At 70.4% G+C, this 13,349-nt stretch carries 12 protein-coding genes and 1 pseudogene; 9 read left to right on the top strand and 4 right to left on the bottom strand.

Annotated features, from left to right (window positions below):
- From DMC18_RS01705 to DMC18_RS01695, 3 genes are all read left to right on the top strand, one after another.
- The coding region (locus DMC18_RS01705) for a hypothetical protein (protein WP_304538737.1) at positions 1–1,194 on the top strand (1,194 nt) is incomplete at its 5' end.
- A gap of 124 nt (positions 1,195–1,318) precedes the next feature.
- Entirely contained in the window at positions 1,319–2,050 is a 732-nt protein-coding gene (locus tag DMC18_RS01700) for a TerC family protein (RefSeq protein ID WP_110118170.1), read from the top strand.
- Positions 2,051–2,081: 31 nt separating this feature from the next.
- On the top strand, positions 2,082–2,465 hold the full coding sequence (locus DMC18_RS01695) for a DUF423 domain-containing protein (RefSeq protein WP_110118171.1): 384 nt from the start codon (positions 2,082–2,084) through the stop codon (positions 2,463–2,465).
- Between the two features lie 256 nt (positions 2,466–2,721).
- On the opposite strand, the gene DMC18_RS01690 is transcribed toward DMC18_RS01695, so the two are convergent.
- The gene (locus tag DMC18_RS01690) at positions 2,722–3,942 is read right to left on the bottom strand and encodes a multidrug effflux MFS transporter (RefSeq protein ID WP_110118172.1); all 1,221 of its coding nucleotides are present in this window, start codon (positions 3,940–3,942) and stop codon (positions 2,722–2,724) included.
- A gap of 107 nt (positions 3,943–4,049) precedes the next feature.
- On the opposite strand from DMC18_RS01690, the gene DMC18_RS01685 reads away from it, so the two are divergent.
- The 4 genes and pseudogenes from DMC18_RS01685 (at position 4,050) to DMC18_RS01675 (ending at position 8,308) form a co-directional block, all read left to right on the top strand.
- Positions 4,050–5,024: an alpha/beta fold hydrolase gene (locus DMC18_RS01685; protein ID WP_110118173.1), complete on the top strand. Its 975-nt coding sequence runs from the start codon at positions 4,050–4,052 to the stop codon at positions 5,022–5,024.
- Between the two features lie 10 nt (positions 5,025–5,034).
- Positions 5,035–5,196 (top strand): annotated as a pseudogene (locus tag DMC18_RS27225) (hypothetical protein); the annotation flags it as partial.
- A 95-nt stretch (positions 5,197–5,291) separates the two neighbouring features.
- Positions 5,292–6,026, top strand: a complete 735-nt coding sequence (locus DMC18_RS01680; RefSeq protein WP_199228317.1) for a hypothetical protein — start codon at positions 5,292–5,294, stop codon at positions 6,024–6,026.
- Positions 6,027–6,046: 20 nt separating this feature from the next.
- Complete coding sequence (locus DMC18_RS01675) at positions 6,047–8,308, top strand: hypothetical protein (RefSeq protein ID WP_110118175.1); 2,262 nt, start codon at positions 6,047–6,049, stop codon at positions 8,306–8,308.
- A gap of 7 nt (positions 8,309–8,315) precedes the next feature.
- Here DMC18_RS01675 and DMC18_RS01670 read toward each other — a convergent pair whose 3' ends face one another.
- The 3 genes from DMC18_RS01670 to DMC18_RS01660 are packed head-to-tail and all read right to left on the bottom strand — an operon-like array spanning position 8,316 to position 9,278.
- Entirely contained in the window at positions 8,316–8,750 is a 435-nt protein-coding gene (locus DMC18_RS01670; RefSeq protein WP_110118176.1) for a hypothetical protein, read from the bottom strand.
- Positions 8,750–8,953 carry a hypothetical protein gene (locus tag DMC18_RS01665; protein ID WP_110118177.1) on the bottom strand — a complete coding sequence of 68 codons (204 nt, stop codon included), beginning with the start codon at positions 8,951–8,953 and terminating at the stop codon, positions 8,750–8,752. The genes DMC18_RS01670 and DMC18_RS01665 overlap by 1 nt, the downstream gene beginning before the upstream one ends.
- Positions 8,954–8,963: 10 nt before the next feature.
- Positions 8,964–9,278 carry a helix-turn-helix domain-containing protein gene (locus DMC18_RS01660; RefSeq protein ID WP_110118178.1) on the bottom strand — a complete coding sequence of 105 codons (315 nt, stop codon included), beginning with the start codon at positions 9,276–9,278 and terminating at the stop codon, positions 8,964–8,966.
- Between the two features lie 97 nt (positions 9,279–9,375).
- On the opposite strand from DMC18_RS01660, the gene DMC18_RS01655 reads away from it, so the two are divergent.
- Together DMC18_RS01655 and DMC18_RS01650 are read left to right on the top strand one after the other, a co-directional pair.
- Positions 9,376–11,586, top strand: coding sequence for a S9 family peptidase (locus DMC18_RS01655; RefSeq protein WP_110118179.1), 2,211 nt, complete (start codon positions 9,376–9,378; stop codon positions 11,584–11,586).
- A gap of 67 nt (positions 11,587–11,653) precedes the next feature.
- The gene (locus DMC18_RS01650) at positions 11,654–13,282 is read left to right on the top strand and encodes an amidase (RefSeq protein ID WP_370444611.1); all 1,629 of its coding nucleotides are present in this window, start codon (positions 11,654–11,656) and stop codon (positions 13,280–13,282) included.
- Positions 13,283–13,349: the final 67 nt, after the last annotated feature.

Here is a 13,349-nt window from a genome sequence, read left to right as displayed (position 1 = left end):
AAACCCGCGCCGAAGCCGGCTCCGGTGGTCGCCAAAGCGCCGCCGCCGCCCGTGCAGGTCGCCAAGCCCGAGGTTCTCAAGCCCGCCGCTCCGCCCGTCAAGCCGGCGGTCGTGGCCAAGGCTCCGGTGGTTCCGCCGGTCGTCGCGCCGGTCGCGGCTCCGGCCGCCGTCAAGCTGCCGCCGAAGGTCGAGAAGCTGCAGGCCGCCGTCGCGCCCGCCGCCACCAGTGGCGCGGTGCTGGCCACGGCCGAAAGCCTGAAGACCGGCAAGGAAGGCCAGGTCACCCTGTCGCTGCCCGCGACCCTGGGCGACCTGATCAAGGAACAGGCCGCCAAGTTCGGCCTGGGCAAGCCGGCCAAGAAGGTCAGCGCCTATGCCGACCTGGAAGGCCAGGGCTACGAGATCACCCCGAACGGCCGCCAGACCGCGACCGTCAAGCCGGGCGAGCCGACCACCTTCGCCTGGCAGGTCAAGCCGACGCCGGACGCCAAGGGCCAGCTGACCACGCAGTTCGGCGCGTCGCTGGACGGCGGCAAGGCGCCCCAGCCCTTCTCGCTGGGCGCGATCACCAAGCAGGTGGCCGCGGTTCCTGAGAAGGTCGAGGCCGCCGCCAAGGGCTTCAAGCTGCCGGCCTTCCTCGACCAGCAGGTCGAGGTGCCGGGGATCGGCAAGGTCCCGGGCAAGTCGCTGCTGGGCGCTGGCCTGCTGCTGCTGGCCCTGATCATCATCGTCGCCATCTCGCGCAACGCCGCCAAGGCCAAGGCCCAGGCCGAGCGTCGCCGCAAGTTCCGCACCCTGACCGACTACGGCCGCAACGAGGCCGAGTTCGACACGCCCAAGGCGCAGGACGTGGCCTATGTGAACCCGATGGTGGCCGCCGCCGGCGGCGCCGTGGCGGGCGCGGCGGCCGTGGCCGCCTTCAACCACCACGAGGAAGCCAAGGCGGAAGAAGCCGTCGCCGAGCACGAGCCCTTCCCGGCTCCGGCCGACGACAGCCCGCAGGTGCAGCACGTCAGCGACGTCAGCCACGCCGAGCCGGTCGCCCACGCCGAACATCATGACGATCACGGCCACGCCGAAGATCATCATGAACCGGCCCACGCCGAGGCCGAGCACCACGATGGCCACGGGGACGACCACAAGACCGACCATCACGAAGCGGCCCACCACCGCGAACCGGAACCGGTCCACTAAGATCGAGGGCCCGTCCAGCAGGACGGGCCCTTTTTCGTTCGCTCCCGTGCAGGGCGCGCCTCGATCGCCGTCCATGCCGCCTTGAGCGCTTGCCAGGGCGCGCCGCCTGCCCCATTGAGACCGCATGCTCGACGCGCTCTTTTCCTCCGCTAGCGGCCCGCTGACGGCCTTCCTGCAGGTCCTGATGATCGACCTGGTCCTGGCCGGCGACAACGCCGTGGCCGTGGGCCTGGCGGCGGGCGGCCTGCCGGTCAAGGACCGCAAGAAGGTCATCCTCTACGGTCTGGGCGCGGCCGTGGTGCTGCGCATCGGTTTTGCTTTGATCACCACCTGGCTGCTGGGCGTGGTGGGCCTGCTGCTGGCCGGCGGCTTCCTGCTGCTGTGGGTGTGCTGGAAGATGTGGCGCGAGCTGCGCGAGCAGGCCGCCCAGGACGCCGCCGACGCGTCCGCCGTGCTCGACTCGGATCCCAACACAGAACCCCGGGCCAAGCCGGCCAAGAGCTTCAAGAGCGCCTTCCTGCAGGTGCTGATCGCCGACGTCTCGATGTCGCTGGACAACGTGCTGGCCGTGGCCGGCGCGGCCCGCGAGCACCCGGGCATCCTGGTGTTCGGCCTGCTGCTGTCGATCGCCCTGATGGGCCTGGCCGCCAACGCCATCGCCAAGCTGCTGCACAAGCACCGCTGGATCGGCTTCATCGGCCTGGCCATCGTGCTCTACGTCGCCCTGCACATGGTCTGGGAAGGCCACCGCAGCGTCGTCATGGACCTGCACAAGACCGACGAATACAACGCCGCCGCCCCGAACTTGATCGACATCAAACCCGACGAAGTGGCCAAGCACGACAAGCACCGCTAGAGCGGCGTTCGTAGCGCGCGAAGAGGACTTCATGGCCAAGATCTGGACGCCCAGGACGTACCTGCCGCTGGCCGCGCTGAGCGGCTTCGTCTCGGTGGCCGTCGGGGCCTTCGCCGCCCACGGCGTGCACGAGGCCCGGCCCGTCGAGCTCCTGAAGACCGGCGCGCTCTACGAGATGATCCACGCCCTGGCGGTGTTCGCCGCCTTCGCCGTGGCGCGGGCGAGCGGGCGCTCGGGGGGTCTCGCCGCCGGCCTCTTCCTGTTCGGATCCCTGGTGTTCTCGGGCACGCTCTACGCCATGGCCTTCGGCGGCCCGAGGATCCTGGGCGCGATCACCCCGATCGGCGGCGTGGCCTTCCTGGCCGGCTGGCTGGTGCTGGCCTGGACCGCGCGCAAGGTCGGCGACGAGGGCTGAGAAAGACCCCTCTCTCTTTGAGAGAGGGAGGGGCCCATGGCAAAGCCATGGGAGGGTGAGAGGTAACAAACTCACCGAAAGAAGCGCGGGGCGTTCGACCCGCGTCGCGATCCCTAGATGCAGATGACTTGGGTGGCTCCGCCTCCTGGCGGGAAGCTTTGAAGGGCTGAGGCCCGTTGAAGCACGTTGGGATTTGCCTGCCAGCGGTGAAACCTCTCACCCTCCCACCGCCTTCGGCGGCGGGCCCCGCCCTCTCTCAAAGAGAGAGGGATTTTTTGCGCGGAACCGCCAGCAGGAAGATCGCCAGGGCCGAGCCGACGAGGCAGGCGAACATCACCGCCGCCACCGGGCGCGGGGTGCCGTCGTGCAGCATGCCGCCGGCCCAGGAGGCCACGGCGCCGGCCGCGAACGAGACCCCGCCCATCAGGGCCGAGATCGAGCCGGCCCGGCGCGGGTCGACGCTGAGCGCGCCGGCCATGGTGTTGCCCGACATCAGGCCGTAGGTCGACAGGGCCAGGAACAGCACCGGCAGCACGGTCCATTCGCCGCCCAGGCCCGTCCACGAGAAGAAGGTCAGCACCAGGGCCAGGACCACCGAGGCGGCGCTGGCGCGCATCAGCACCTGGTCGGGCTTGAACCGGCGCAGCAGGAAGCGGTTGACCTGGCTGGCCCCGATGATGCCGACGGCGTTGAGGGCGAAGACGATGTTGAACACCAGGGCCGAGTGGCCGTAGGTGCCCATGACGAGGTCGGGCGCGGTCGAGATGTAGGTGAACAGCACCGAGCCGTTCAGCGCCCCGGCCAGGCCGTAGCCCAGCAGGCGCTTTTCCCGCAGCAGCAGGCCGAAGGCGCGCAGGGGGTTCTCGGCGCGGGCCTGGGCGGCGGTCTCTTCCGAGCGCGACTCCTTGAGGCCCAGCGCCACCCAGACGCCGATCGCCAGGCCGAAGGCGGCCATCACCCCGAACACCCAACGCCAGCCGGCGACGGCGTCGATCGCCCCGCCCAGCTGCGGCGCCAGCACGGGGGCCAGGCCCATGATCAGGGTCATCAGCGACAGCACCCGTGCGGTCTCGGCGTGGTCGAAGCGGTCGCGGACCACCGCGCGGGCCACCACCGCCCCGGCGCAGCCGCCCAGGGCCTGGACGAAGCGCGCGCCCAGCAGCACCTCGATGTTGGGCGCCAGGGCGCAGGTCAGGGAGGCGACGGTGTAGATGCCCACGCCCAGCAGGATCGGCGCGCGCCGTCCCAGCCGGTCGGAGGCCGGGCCGTAGACGAACTGGCCCAGCGCCATGCCCGCGAAGAAGGCCGCCAGGGTCAGCTGGGTCTGCTCGGCGCCGACGTGCAGGCTGCGACCGATGGCCGGCAGGCTGGACAGGTACATGTCGATCGACATCGGCGCGAAGGCCGTCAGCGCGCCCAGCAGCAGGACGAGCCGCCAGGGCGTGGCGGGCGGGGAAGCGGGAGGAGCCGAAGTCATCCCGGCCTTCTACTCCCGTCTGCCGCGACGGAAACCCCTTATCGGTCTTGCGGGCGCGCTTCCCCGCCCGCAATCTGACCGCAGATAACATAACAAGGGAGAAGCCCATGGCCGCCGATTGGCCGCAGCCGCAGTTCGCGCAGATCAACGGCGTGCGGATGGCCTATTACGAGGCCGGCCCGCGAACGGGCGTCCCCATCGTCTTCTCCCACGGCTTTCCGGAGCTGGCCTACAGCTGGCGCCACCAGGTCGCCGCGCTGGCCGAAGCCGGCCATTGGGTGATCGCCCCGGACCAGCGCGGCTACGGCCTGACCGACAAGCCCGCCGCCGTCACCGACTACGACATGGCCCACCTGACCGGCGACCTGGTCGGCCTGCTGGATCACCTGGGCGTCGAGAAGGCGATCTTCTGCGGCCACGACTGGGGCGGCATCATCGTCTGGGCCATGCCGCTGCTGCATCCGGACCGGGTGGCCGGGATCATCGGGCTGAACACCCCGTTCGTGCCGCGCCTGCCGATCGATCCCATCGAGATGTTCAAGGCCGCCTATGGCGAGGACATGTACATCGTCCACTTCCAGACGCCCGGCGCGGCCGACGCCCTGTTCGCCCAGGACGTGGACAAGACCATCCGCTTCTTCATGCGCCTGCCCGGCGACGGGGTGGTCGGCTTCTCGTCGCGCCCCGCCGAGCGGCGGTCGCTGGCCCTGCAACTGGCCCTGGAGCACTTCGACCCGGCCGGCGACGACAAGCAGTTCCTGACCGACGCCGAGCGGGCGGTCTATGTGGAGGCCTTCGAGACGGGCGGTTTCACCGGGCCGATCAACTGGTACCGCAACTTCACCCGCAACTGGGAGCGGTCAGAGCCCCTGCCCCGCCGCATCGACGGCGTTCCGTGCCTGATGATCATGGCCGAGCACGACGTGGTGCTGCCGCCGTCGCTCGCCGACCGGATGGGCGAGCAGATCTCGGACCTGGAGAAGGTGCTGGTCGAGGGCAGCGGCCACTGGACCCAGCAGGAGAAGCCGGAGGCGGTGAACGCGGCGATCCTGGGGTGGCTGGAGCGGCGGTTTCCCGGTTAGGGGGACGCCACGCTTCTTCGGTCGTCATCCCGGCCGCAGCGAAGCGGAGAGCCGGGACCCAGGGGTCGCCGCAAAGCGTCGGCGACCGCTTGGGGCGCTTGATCGAGCCGCTCAGCCCAGTCCCCTGGGTCCCGGGTCTGCGGTCCGCTTCGCGGCCCTTCGCCCGGGATGACGATCTTGAGGTGCGAGGGATGAGCAACCATCGCCGCCGCCCCCGCCTGTTGCTAGCCTGACCCCCTTCCCCGGATTCGCCTGAAGGAACCGCCGTTGCGCGTCCGCGTCGTCCTGGCCGCCCTGATTGCGCTGGCCGGCTGTGGGCCGGCGGGGCGGCCGCCCTCGACCCTGGTCGTCTGGGCCTGGGAGCGGCCGGAGGACCTGCGCTTTCTCGGCGATCGGGCCGAGGTGGCGGTGCAGACCGGCTTCGTCGAGCTGTCGGGCGATGCGGTGGAGTCGCGGGGACGGCGGTTTCCGCTGAAGGTCAGCCGGCCGCCGACCACCGCCCTGGTGCACGTGCAGATCGACCCTGACCGACCCCTGGCGTGGACGCCCGCCCTGCGCGCCCGGACGACGGCGGCGATCCTGCACTACGCCGCCGCGATCCCCGCCCGCCGGGTGCAGATCGACTTCGAGGTGCGCGCGTCGCAGCGCCAGGTGCTGCTGGACGTGCTGACCGACGTGCGGGCCGGACTGCCGCCCGGAACCCTGCTGTCGATGACCGCCCTGGCCTCGTGGTGCGATACGGAGACCTGGCTGGAGCAGGCCCCGGTGGACGAGATCGCACCCATGCTGTTCCGCATGACCGAGGGCGGCGAGCCGCTGCGCCGACGCCTGGCGAAAGGGCGCGATTTTCGCAACCCGAAGTGTCGCCAAGCTCTGGCGGTCTCCACCGACACGCCTATAGTTCGAGCGCCTCCCGGACGCCGCGTCTATCTCTTCGCTCCACGCAGCTGGACCGAAGCCGACTTCGAGACGGCGCGACGGCAGGTTGGGGGATGGCGGTGAAGCGGCGTGTTGGGGCGGTCTTGGCCGCCACGGTTCTCGTGGGCGCTCTGGCGGGCCAGGCCTGCGGCTCGGGCTTCGACGAGACCCTTCCCTGGTATCTGGACACGCGCGGCGGCGACGCCCGCGACCTGAAACGGCTCTATGCCGGCCAGCAGGGCGTGATCATGGCCCGTTCGCCCCGGCCGATGCTGTTCCTGAACTGGCGGCTGCTGCACGGCCTGCAGGTCGGCCCCGAGGCCGGTCCCAAGCTGACCGCCGACTGCTGCACGCCGGCCCCGACGTTCGACGGCGAAGACGGCGGCGTCTACGGCTGGACGCGGGCGCGCGAGACCCTGCCGGGCGTCAAGTCCGAGCTGTCGTACCTGAGCGTCGAACGCGACATCGGCAACTACCAGACCCGGCAGAACTGCTTCCGCGAGGCCTTCGACACGGCCATCGTCACCCTGCGCGACCGGGCCAGGCGCTATGGCGCCTCGTCGCCGGCCGTGCGGGCCTGGCTGGACGGGCAGGACTCGGTGTTCGCCGCCTGCGGCCAGGCCGGGGTCGAGATGCCGCCGATGCTGGCCGATCAGCCCGGCTGGCTGCGCGCGGATCGAGCCTACCAGTCGGCGGCCCTGGCCCTCTACAACGGCTTCCACAACGCCGCGGCCGAGCGCTTCGGCGACATCGCCCGTGATCCCAACTCGCCCTGGCGACCCATGGGCCTCTATCTGAAGGTCCGGGCGCTGCAACGCGAGGCCCTGGCCAAGCCCAGCCCCGCCAGCTTCGCCCGCTCGCGCGCCGCGATCGCCGAACTGGCCGCCGCGCCGGACGGAACCTTCGGCAAGGGCGAGACCCGCGGCATGCTGCGCGCCCTGGCCTATCGCGACCAGCCGGGCCAGACCCTGGCCGATCTGGACCGCGACCTGAACGGGCGGCAGCCCTATCCGCAGATCGCCGTCGATCTGCGCGACTACCTGACGCTGGGCGCCAAGGCGTCCTCCCGGCCCGACGCAGTCGACTGGATCGAGACCCTGAAGGCGCTCGATCCCGCCGCCCCGCTGGAGCACGCGCGCGAACGCTGGAGCAAGACGCGCGACCCCGCCTGGCTGCTGGCGGCCCTGGCCCGGGTCTCGCCCGACGATCCGGCCGCCAAGGCGCTGGCCGCCGACGCCGAGAAGGTTCCGGCCGGCCCGGCCTGGCTGAGCGCGCAGTATCACCTGGTGCGGCTGACCATCGCGCAGGCCCCGCCGGCCGCGACCCGCGCCCGCCTCGACGCGATCCTGGCCCGCAAGGACCTGTCCGGCAGCGACCGGGCGCTGTTCACCTCAGAGCGCCTGCAGGTCGCCTCCAGCCTTTCCGACTTCGCGCGGCACGCCACCCGTCGCCGCATCTGCCTGGGCGGCTTCGAGGCCTGCCTGCGCAACGGCGACATGCTGCCTGAGCGCGGCCAGGCCGACGGCTATTCGATGGAGACCGGCCCGGCCGCCGAGACCATCGGCTTCGGCGAAGACGCCCGCGCGATCATCGACCGCATGCCGCTGGACCAGCGCATCGCGCTGTCGCGCAACCCGGCCCTGCCCACCCATCTGCGCCTGGACGTGGCGCTGACCAGCTTCGTGCGGGCGGTGCAGTTGCAGGACGACGCGGCGATCGACGGCCTGGCGCGGGATCTGGCCAAGACGCTGCCCCAGCTGAAGACCGACTGGGCGCGGATCGCCGCCACCGCGCCGGGGCCGGACAAGCGCTTCGCCGAGTTCTTCGTGCTGGCCAAGATTCCCGGCCTGCGCAACGATCTGGTCTACTACACCCGCCCCGTCGGCTCGGTCGTCAATTTCCGCGGGTCCTGGGACGACTGGACGATCCTGCCCGCCGATCAGAGGGCGGCGGCGCGCGCCCCGCTGCCGCTGGTCAACTACCAGAGTTCGGGCGTCATCTACGGCCAGGCCGAGGCGGACGGCGACCTGACCTGCCTGGGCGAGTGCGGCCCGGGCGCCTTTCCCTTGCGGCTGCCCGACGTGGTGGCCGCCGGCCAGGCTAAGGCCCAGGCCGAGCGCACGGCATTCTTCCAGAGCTCCATCGAGAAAAAGCCGCCGAAGGGATCGCTGAACGTCTGGGAGGAGGTGCTGGCCTACGCCCGCGCCCATCCGGAGGACCCGCGCTCGCCCGAGGCCCTATACTGGCTGATCCGCGTCACCCACTGGGGCCCCAACGAGAACGACATGAGCAGCCGCGCCTTCCGCCTGCTGCACGCCCGCTATCCGAAGTCGAACTGGGCCAAGCGGTCGCCCTATCACTACTGAGCGGCGCTCAGCGCCAGCGCTCGCCCGGGCCGGCGAAGAAGGTCGGGGCCAGATGTCGCCAGGGGATCACGATCGGGAAGACCACGACGAGCAGGCAGGCGAAGGCGGTGGCGGCGGTGTCTTCGTCCATCCCGCCGCTGGCCCACTTCGGCGCCGCGACGGCGGCCAGCCAGATCGCCTTCCAGGCCATCTCGAACATCAGCAGCGGCAGCATGCGCAAGGGATGGCGCAGGCCCAGGATCGCCAGCAGCGACAGCGCCCCCAGCATGCACTGGACGACGCCCTCCATCAGCTCCCAGCCCGCGTGGCGCAGGACGATGCCCGGCCAGACCTGGATGCCCAGGCCGACGATCAGCAGCAGGTAGGCGCAGCGCAGGGCGTTGAGCCGCCAGGCGGGCAGGTCCGTCCCCTGGGTCCGGATCGCGGGCGCGAGGGCGACCATCACTCGACGTCCTTGAGGATCTTCTCGATGGCGCTCAGGCGGACCTTGATCTCGCCCAGCCCGTCGAGCACCGCCTGCTGGGCGGCGCCGCCCTGGTGAGCGGCCTTGGCTTGGGCCACGCGGGACCAGTAGCGCAGGGCGAAGATGATCAGCACGGTCGCCAGCGGCAGGCAGATCGTCAGCAGATAGATGTGCGCTTGCATGCAAGCCCCCTTACCTTTCGGGTTTCTCGGACAGCGTCGCGGCGGCGGCCGCGACGGTCTCGGGCGTGAGTTCGAGGCGAAAGTCGACGACCTCGAAATAGTTCAGGGCCTTGCCGTCGGCCGACAGCTCCAGCTGGCTTCTGACCAGGCCCGCGTCCTCGAGCTTGTTCAGGTGCAGGTGCAGCAGCGGCCGGCTGATGCCGATCTCGCGCGCCAGGCGGCTGACATAGTTGCGCCCGCCGACCTTCAGCGCCGCGAGGATGCGGAGCCGATGGGGGTTGTCGAGCGCCGACAGGATCGCCGCCAGCTCGTCGCCCGAGATCATGCTGCAAGTCCGTATTTCATATGTCAGTTATTTCTGACACATGAAATGGAGTCAAGCGGGTTTGCCAACGGCGCCGCTCGGCACTAGCGTCCGCGCCATGATCCGTCCCTCGCTCCTGGCCCTGTCGGCCTGTCTCGCCCTGGCCCATCCCGTGATGGCCGAAAAACTCACCCCCGAGCGCCTGTTCGCCGATCCCGACATCAACGGCCCGACCGCCAAGGGCGTGGCCCTGTCGCCGGACGGCAAGCGGGTGACCTATCTGAAGGCCAAGGCCGAGGCCGCCAACGTCCAGGACCTGTGGGCGGTCGACGTGGCCGGCGGCGAGCCCTATCGCCTGATCGACGCCAACGCCCTGTCGTCGGGCGACAAGGAGCTGTCGGAGGCCGAGAAGGCCCGCCGCGAGCGCGCCCGGGTGCTGGCCCGCGGCGTCGTCGAATACAGCTGGGACAGCGAGGGCCGCTTCGTGCTCGTGCCGCTGGACGGCGACCTCTATGTGGACAGCGTCGCCGACGGCAAGGTGCGCCGCCTGACGCAGACGGCCGGCGACGAGGTGGACGCCAAGGTCTCGCCCAAGGGCAAGTTCGTCTCCTATGTCCGCGACCAGAACCTCTATGTGCGCCCGCTGGCCGGCGGCGACGAGACGGCGGTGACGACCGAGGGCAAGGACGCCGTCTCGTTCGGCGTGGCCGAGTTCATCGCCCAGGAGGAGATGAACCGCGACACCGGCTACTGGTGGTCGCCCGACGAGACCCGGATCGCCTACACCCGCGTCGACGAGAGCGGCGTCGACATCGTGCCGCGCGCCGACATCGGCCCGACGGGCGCGACCGTGGTCGAGCAGCGCTATCCGCGCTCGGGCCGCCCGAACGCCGTGGTCGAGCTGTTCGTCAAGGACCTGGCCTCGGGCAAGGTCGTGCAGATCGACCTTGGCGCCGACAAGGACATCTACCTGGCCCGCGTCGCCTGGGCCAAGGACGGCAAGACCCTCTACGTCCAGCGCCAGAGCCGCGACCAGAAGACCCTGGAGCTGATCGCCTTCGATCCGGCCAAGGGTGTCGGCAAGACCATCCTGACCGAGACCGATCCGCACTGGATCGAGCTGCACGACGACTTCCGCGCCCTGAAGGACGGCAGCTTCCTGTGGTCGTCGGAGAAGTCGGGGAACAACCACCTCTATCACTACGCCGCCGACGGCAAGCTGCTGGCCCAGGTGACCAAGGGCGACTGGCCGATCGACAAGGTCGAGGCGGTCGACGAAAAGCGCGGCCTGGTGTTCTTCGGGGCCTCGATCGACACCCCGATCGAGCGCCGGCTCTATTCGGTGTCGTACATCAAGCCCGCCGCCCCGGTCGCCATGACCCCGGCCGGCGGCTGGTGGACCGCCAAGGTCGCCGCCACCGGCGCCTTCGTCGGCTCCTACTCGGACCCCAAGACCCCGCCGCAGACCGCGCTCTACGACCCGGCCGGCAAGCGCGTGCGCTGGATCGAGGAAAACAAGCTGGGCGCCGGCCACCCCTACGCGCCCTATGCCGAGAGCCACATCGTGCCGGAGTTCGGCACGCTGAAGGCCAGCGACGGCCAGGTGCTGCACTGGTCGCTGCTGAAGCCGGCCGACTTCGACGCGGCCAAGAAGTACCCGGTGATCGTCTCGGTCTATGGCGGCCCGCACGCCCAGCGCGTGACGAAAAGCTGGAGCGTCAACGACGAGGCCTTCGCCAACGCCGGCTACCTGGTGTTCAAGCTCGACAACCGCGGCTCGTCCAACCGCTCGGCGGCGTTCAAGACGGCGCTGGACCGCCGGATGGGCACGGTCGAGGTCGAGGACCAGTTCGCCGGCGCGGCCTTCCTGAAGACCCTGCCCTACGTCGATCCGAACCGTCTGGGGGTGATGGGCTGGTCGTACGGCGGCTTCATGACCCTGATGATGCTGACCGCCGAGGGCACGCCCTTCACGGCCGGCGTCGCGGGCGCGCCGCCGACGGAGTGGGGCCTCTACGACACCCACTACACCGAGCAGTTCATGGGCAAGCCGGACGAGAACAAGGCCGGTTATGCGCAGTCGGACGTGCTGAACCGCATTGACCGCCTCAAGCCGGGCAGCCTGATGTTGATCCACGGCATGGCCGACGACAACGTGATCTTCGAAAACAGCACCCGCGTGCTGGCGGCCTTGCAGAAGAAGGGGATCGCCTTCGAGACCATGCTCTATCCGGGCGAGCGCCACAGCGTGATCCGCAGCCGGAGCAAGGGCCTGCACGTCATGAAGACGCATCTCGACTTCTTCGACCGCAAGCTCAAGGGCGAGTGATCGGGGCGAGTGATCGAAAGCGCGGCCCCGGTTATCGCCGGGGCCGTTTTCGCATGGAGGGCGGAGCTTGAAGCGTCTGTTGCTGCTCGGCGGGGCCATCCTGCTGCTGGCCGTTCCGGCCCACGCCGCCCCGCAGGCCAAGCCGGGCGCGCCGGCCGAATTGCCCGCTGCCCAGTCCGAAGCCGCCCAGGACGACATGTATGCGGTCGGCTTCATCGGTCCGCAGTCGGATCTGGTCGAGGAACAGGCCCAACAGACCGCCGGCGAATTCTCCGCCGAGGCCTTCGTGAAAGGCTGGCTGTCGGTGCAGCACGCCATCGGTTCCGAGGTCAACGCCGTCCTGGCGTTCAATCCCGACGCCCTGAAGATCGCCCGCGCCCTCGACGCCGAGCGCAAGGCGGGCAAGGTGCGCGGCCCGCTCCACGGCCTGTCGGTGCTGATCAAGGACAACATCGAGACCCTCGATCCCGTAGCCACCACCGCCGGCTCGCTGGCGCTGAAGGACAATGTCACCGGCCGCGACGCCCCGCTGGTCGCCCGGCTGCGGGCGGCGGGCATGGTGGTGCTGGGCAAGGCCAACCTGTCGGAATGGGCCAATATCCGCTCGTCGCGCTCGACCAGCGGCTGGAGCGCGGTCGGCGGCTTCACGCGCAATCCCTACGCCCTGGACCGCAGCCCCTGCGGCTCGTCCAGCGGCTCGGCGGCGGCGGTGGCGGCGGGGCTGGCGCCGGCCGCGATCGGCACCGAGACCGACGGCTCGATCACCTGCCCCGCCGCCATGAACGGCCTGGTCGGCCTCAAGCCGACCGTGGGCCTGGTCTCGCGCACCCATGTCGTGCCGATCAGCCACAGCCAGGACACCGCCGGCCCGATGACCCTGACTGTGCGCGACGCGGCCCTGCTGCTGACCGCCATGGCCGGCTCCGATCCCGCTGACCCGGCCACGCAGGAGGCCGACGCCCGCAGGAGCGACTACGCCGCCGGCCTGTCGAAGGATGCGCTGAAGGGTGTCACCCTGGCGGTGGCGCGGTTCTATGCCGGCGGCTCGCCGCAGACCGACGCGGTGTTCGAGCAGGCGCTGGAGGACCTGAAAGCCCAGGGCGCGACCCTGGTCGAGGTGACGGCCTTCGACGAGGACGCCATCGGCCGGGCCGAGGGGGTGGTGCTCTACACCGAGTTCAAGGCCGACATCGCCGCCTACCTGGCCTCGACCGATCCGAAAAAGGTTCCGGCCCGCACCCTGGCCGACCTGATCGCCTTCAACGCCGCGACGCCGGCCGAGACCCGCTGGTTCGGCCAGGAGACCTTCGAGAAGGCGCAAGCGTCCAAGGGCCTTGACGACCCCGACTATCTGAAGGCCAGGGCCGACGCCAAGCGGCTGGCCGGGCCGGAGGGCATCGACAGGATCCTGAAGGAGACCGGCGCGGTCGCCCTCGTCGCCCCGACCACCGGCCCCGCCTGGACCATCGACCCGGTCAACGGCGACCACTACGGCGGCTCGGCCACCACCCTGCCCGCCGTCGCCGGCTATCCGCACCTGACCGTGCCCATGGGCCAGGTCGAGGGCCTGCCCGTCGGCCTGTCGTTCATCGGCCCGGCCTGGAGCGAGGCGCGCCTGCTGAGCCTGGGCTACGCCTACGAGCAGGCGACGCTGCGGCGGAAGGCTCCGGAGATGCGAGAGACGGTGGGGCCTTAGGCTTGATCCCTCTCTCTTTGAGAGAGGGAGGGGCCCATGGCGAAGCCATGGGAGGGTGAGAGGTTAC

The organism is Caulobacter sp. D5, from assembly GCF_003185805.1.
Taxonomy (GTDB): Bacteria; Pseudomonadota; Alphaproteobacteria; order Caulobacterales; family Caulobacteraceae; genus Caulobacter.
This window is presented reverse-complemented; position numbering and strand designations above follow the sequence as displayed.

What these genes read in the sequence shown, in the direction of transcription:
- DMC18_RS01700 (WP_110118170.1), top strand. Translation starts at nt 1,319, where the DNA reads ATGCTCGACGCGCTCTTTTCCTCCGCTAGCGGCCCGCTGACGGCCTTC.
- DMC18_RS01695 (WP_110118171.1), top strand. Translation starts at nt 2,082, where the DNA reads ATGGCCAAGATCTGGACGCCCAGGACGTACCTGCCGCTGGCCGCGCTG.
- DMC18_RS01690 (WP_110118172.1), bottom strand. Translation starts at nt 3,942, where the DNA reads ATGACTTCGGCTCCTCCCGCTTCCCCGCCCGCCACGCCCTGGCGGCTC.
- DMC18_RS01685 (WP_110118173.1), top strand. Translation starts at nt 4,050, where the DNA reads ATGGCCGCCGATTGGCCGCAGCCGCAGTTCGCGCAGATCAACGGCGTG.
- DMC18_RS01670 (WP_110118176.1), bottom strand. Translation starts at nt 8,750, where the DNA reads ATGGTCGCCCTCGCGCCCGCGATCCGGACCCAGGGGACGGACCTGCCC.
- DMC18_RS01665 (WP_110118177.1), bottom strand. Translation starts at nt 8,953, where the DNA reads ATGCAAGCGCACATCTATCTGCTGACGATCTGCCTGCCGCTGGCGACC.
- DMC18_RS01660 (WP_110118178.1), bottom strand. Translation starts at nt 9,278, where the DNA reads ATGATCTCGGGCGACGAGCTGGCGGCGATCCTGTCGGCGCTCGACAAC.
- DMC18_RS01655 (WP_110118179.1), top strand. Translation starts at nt 9,376, where the DNA reads ATGATCCGTCCCTCGCTCCTGGCCCTGTCGGCCTGTCTCGCCCTGGCC.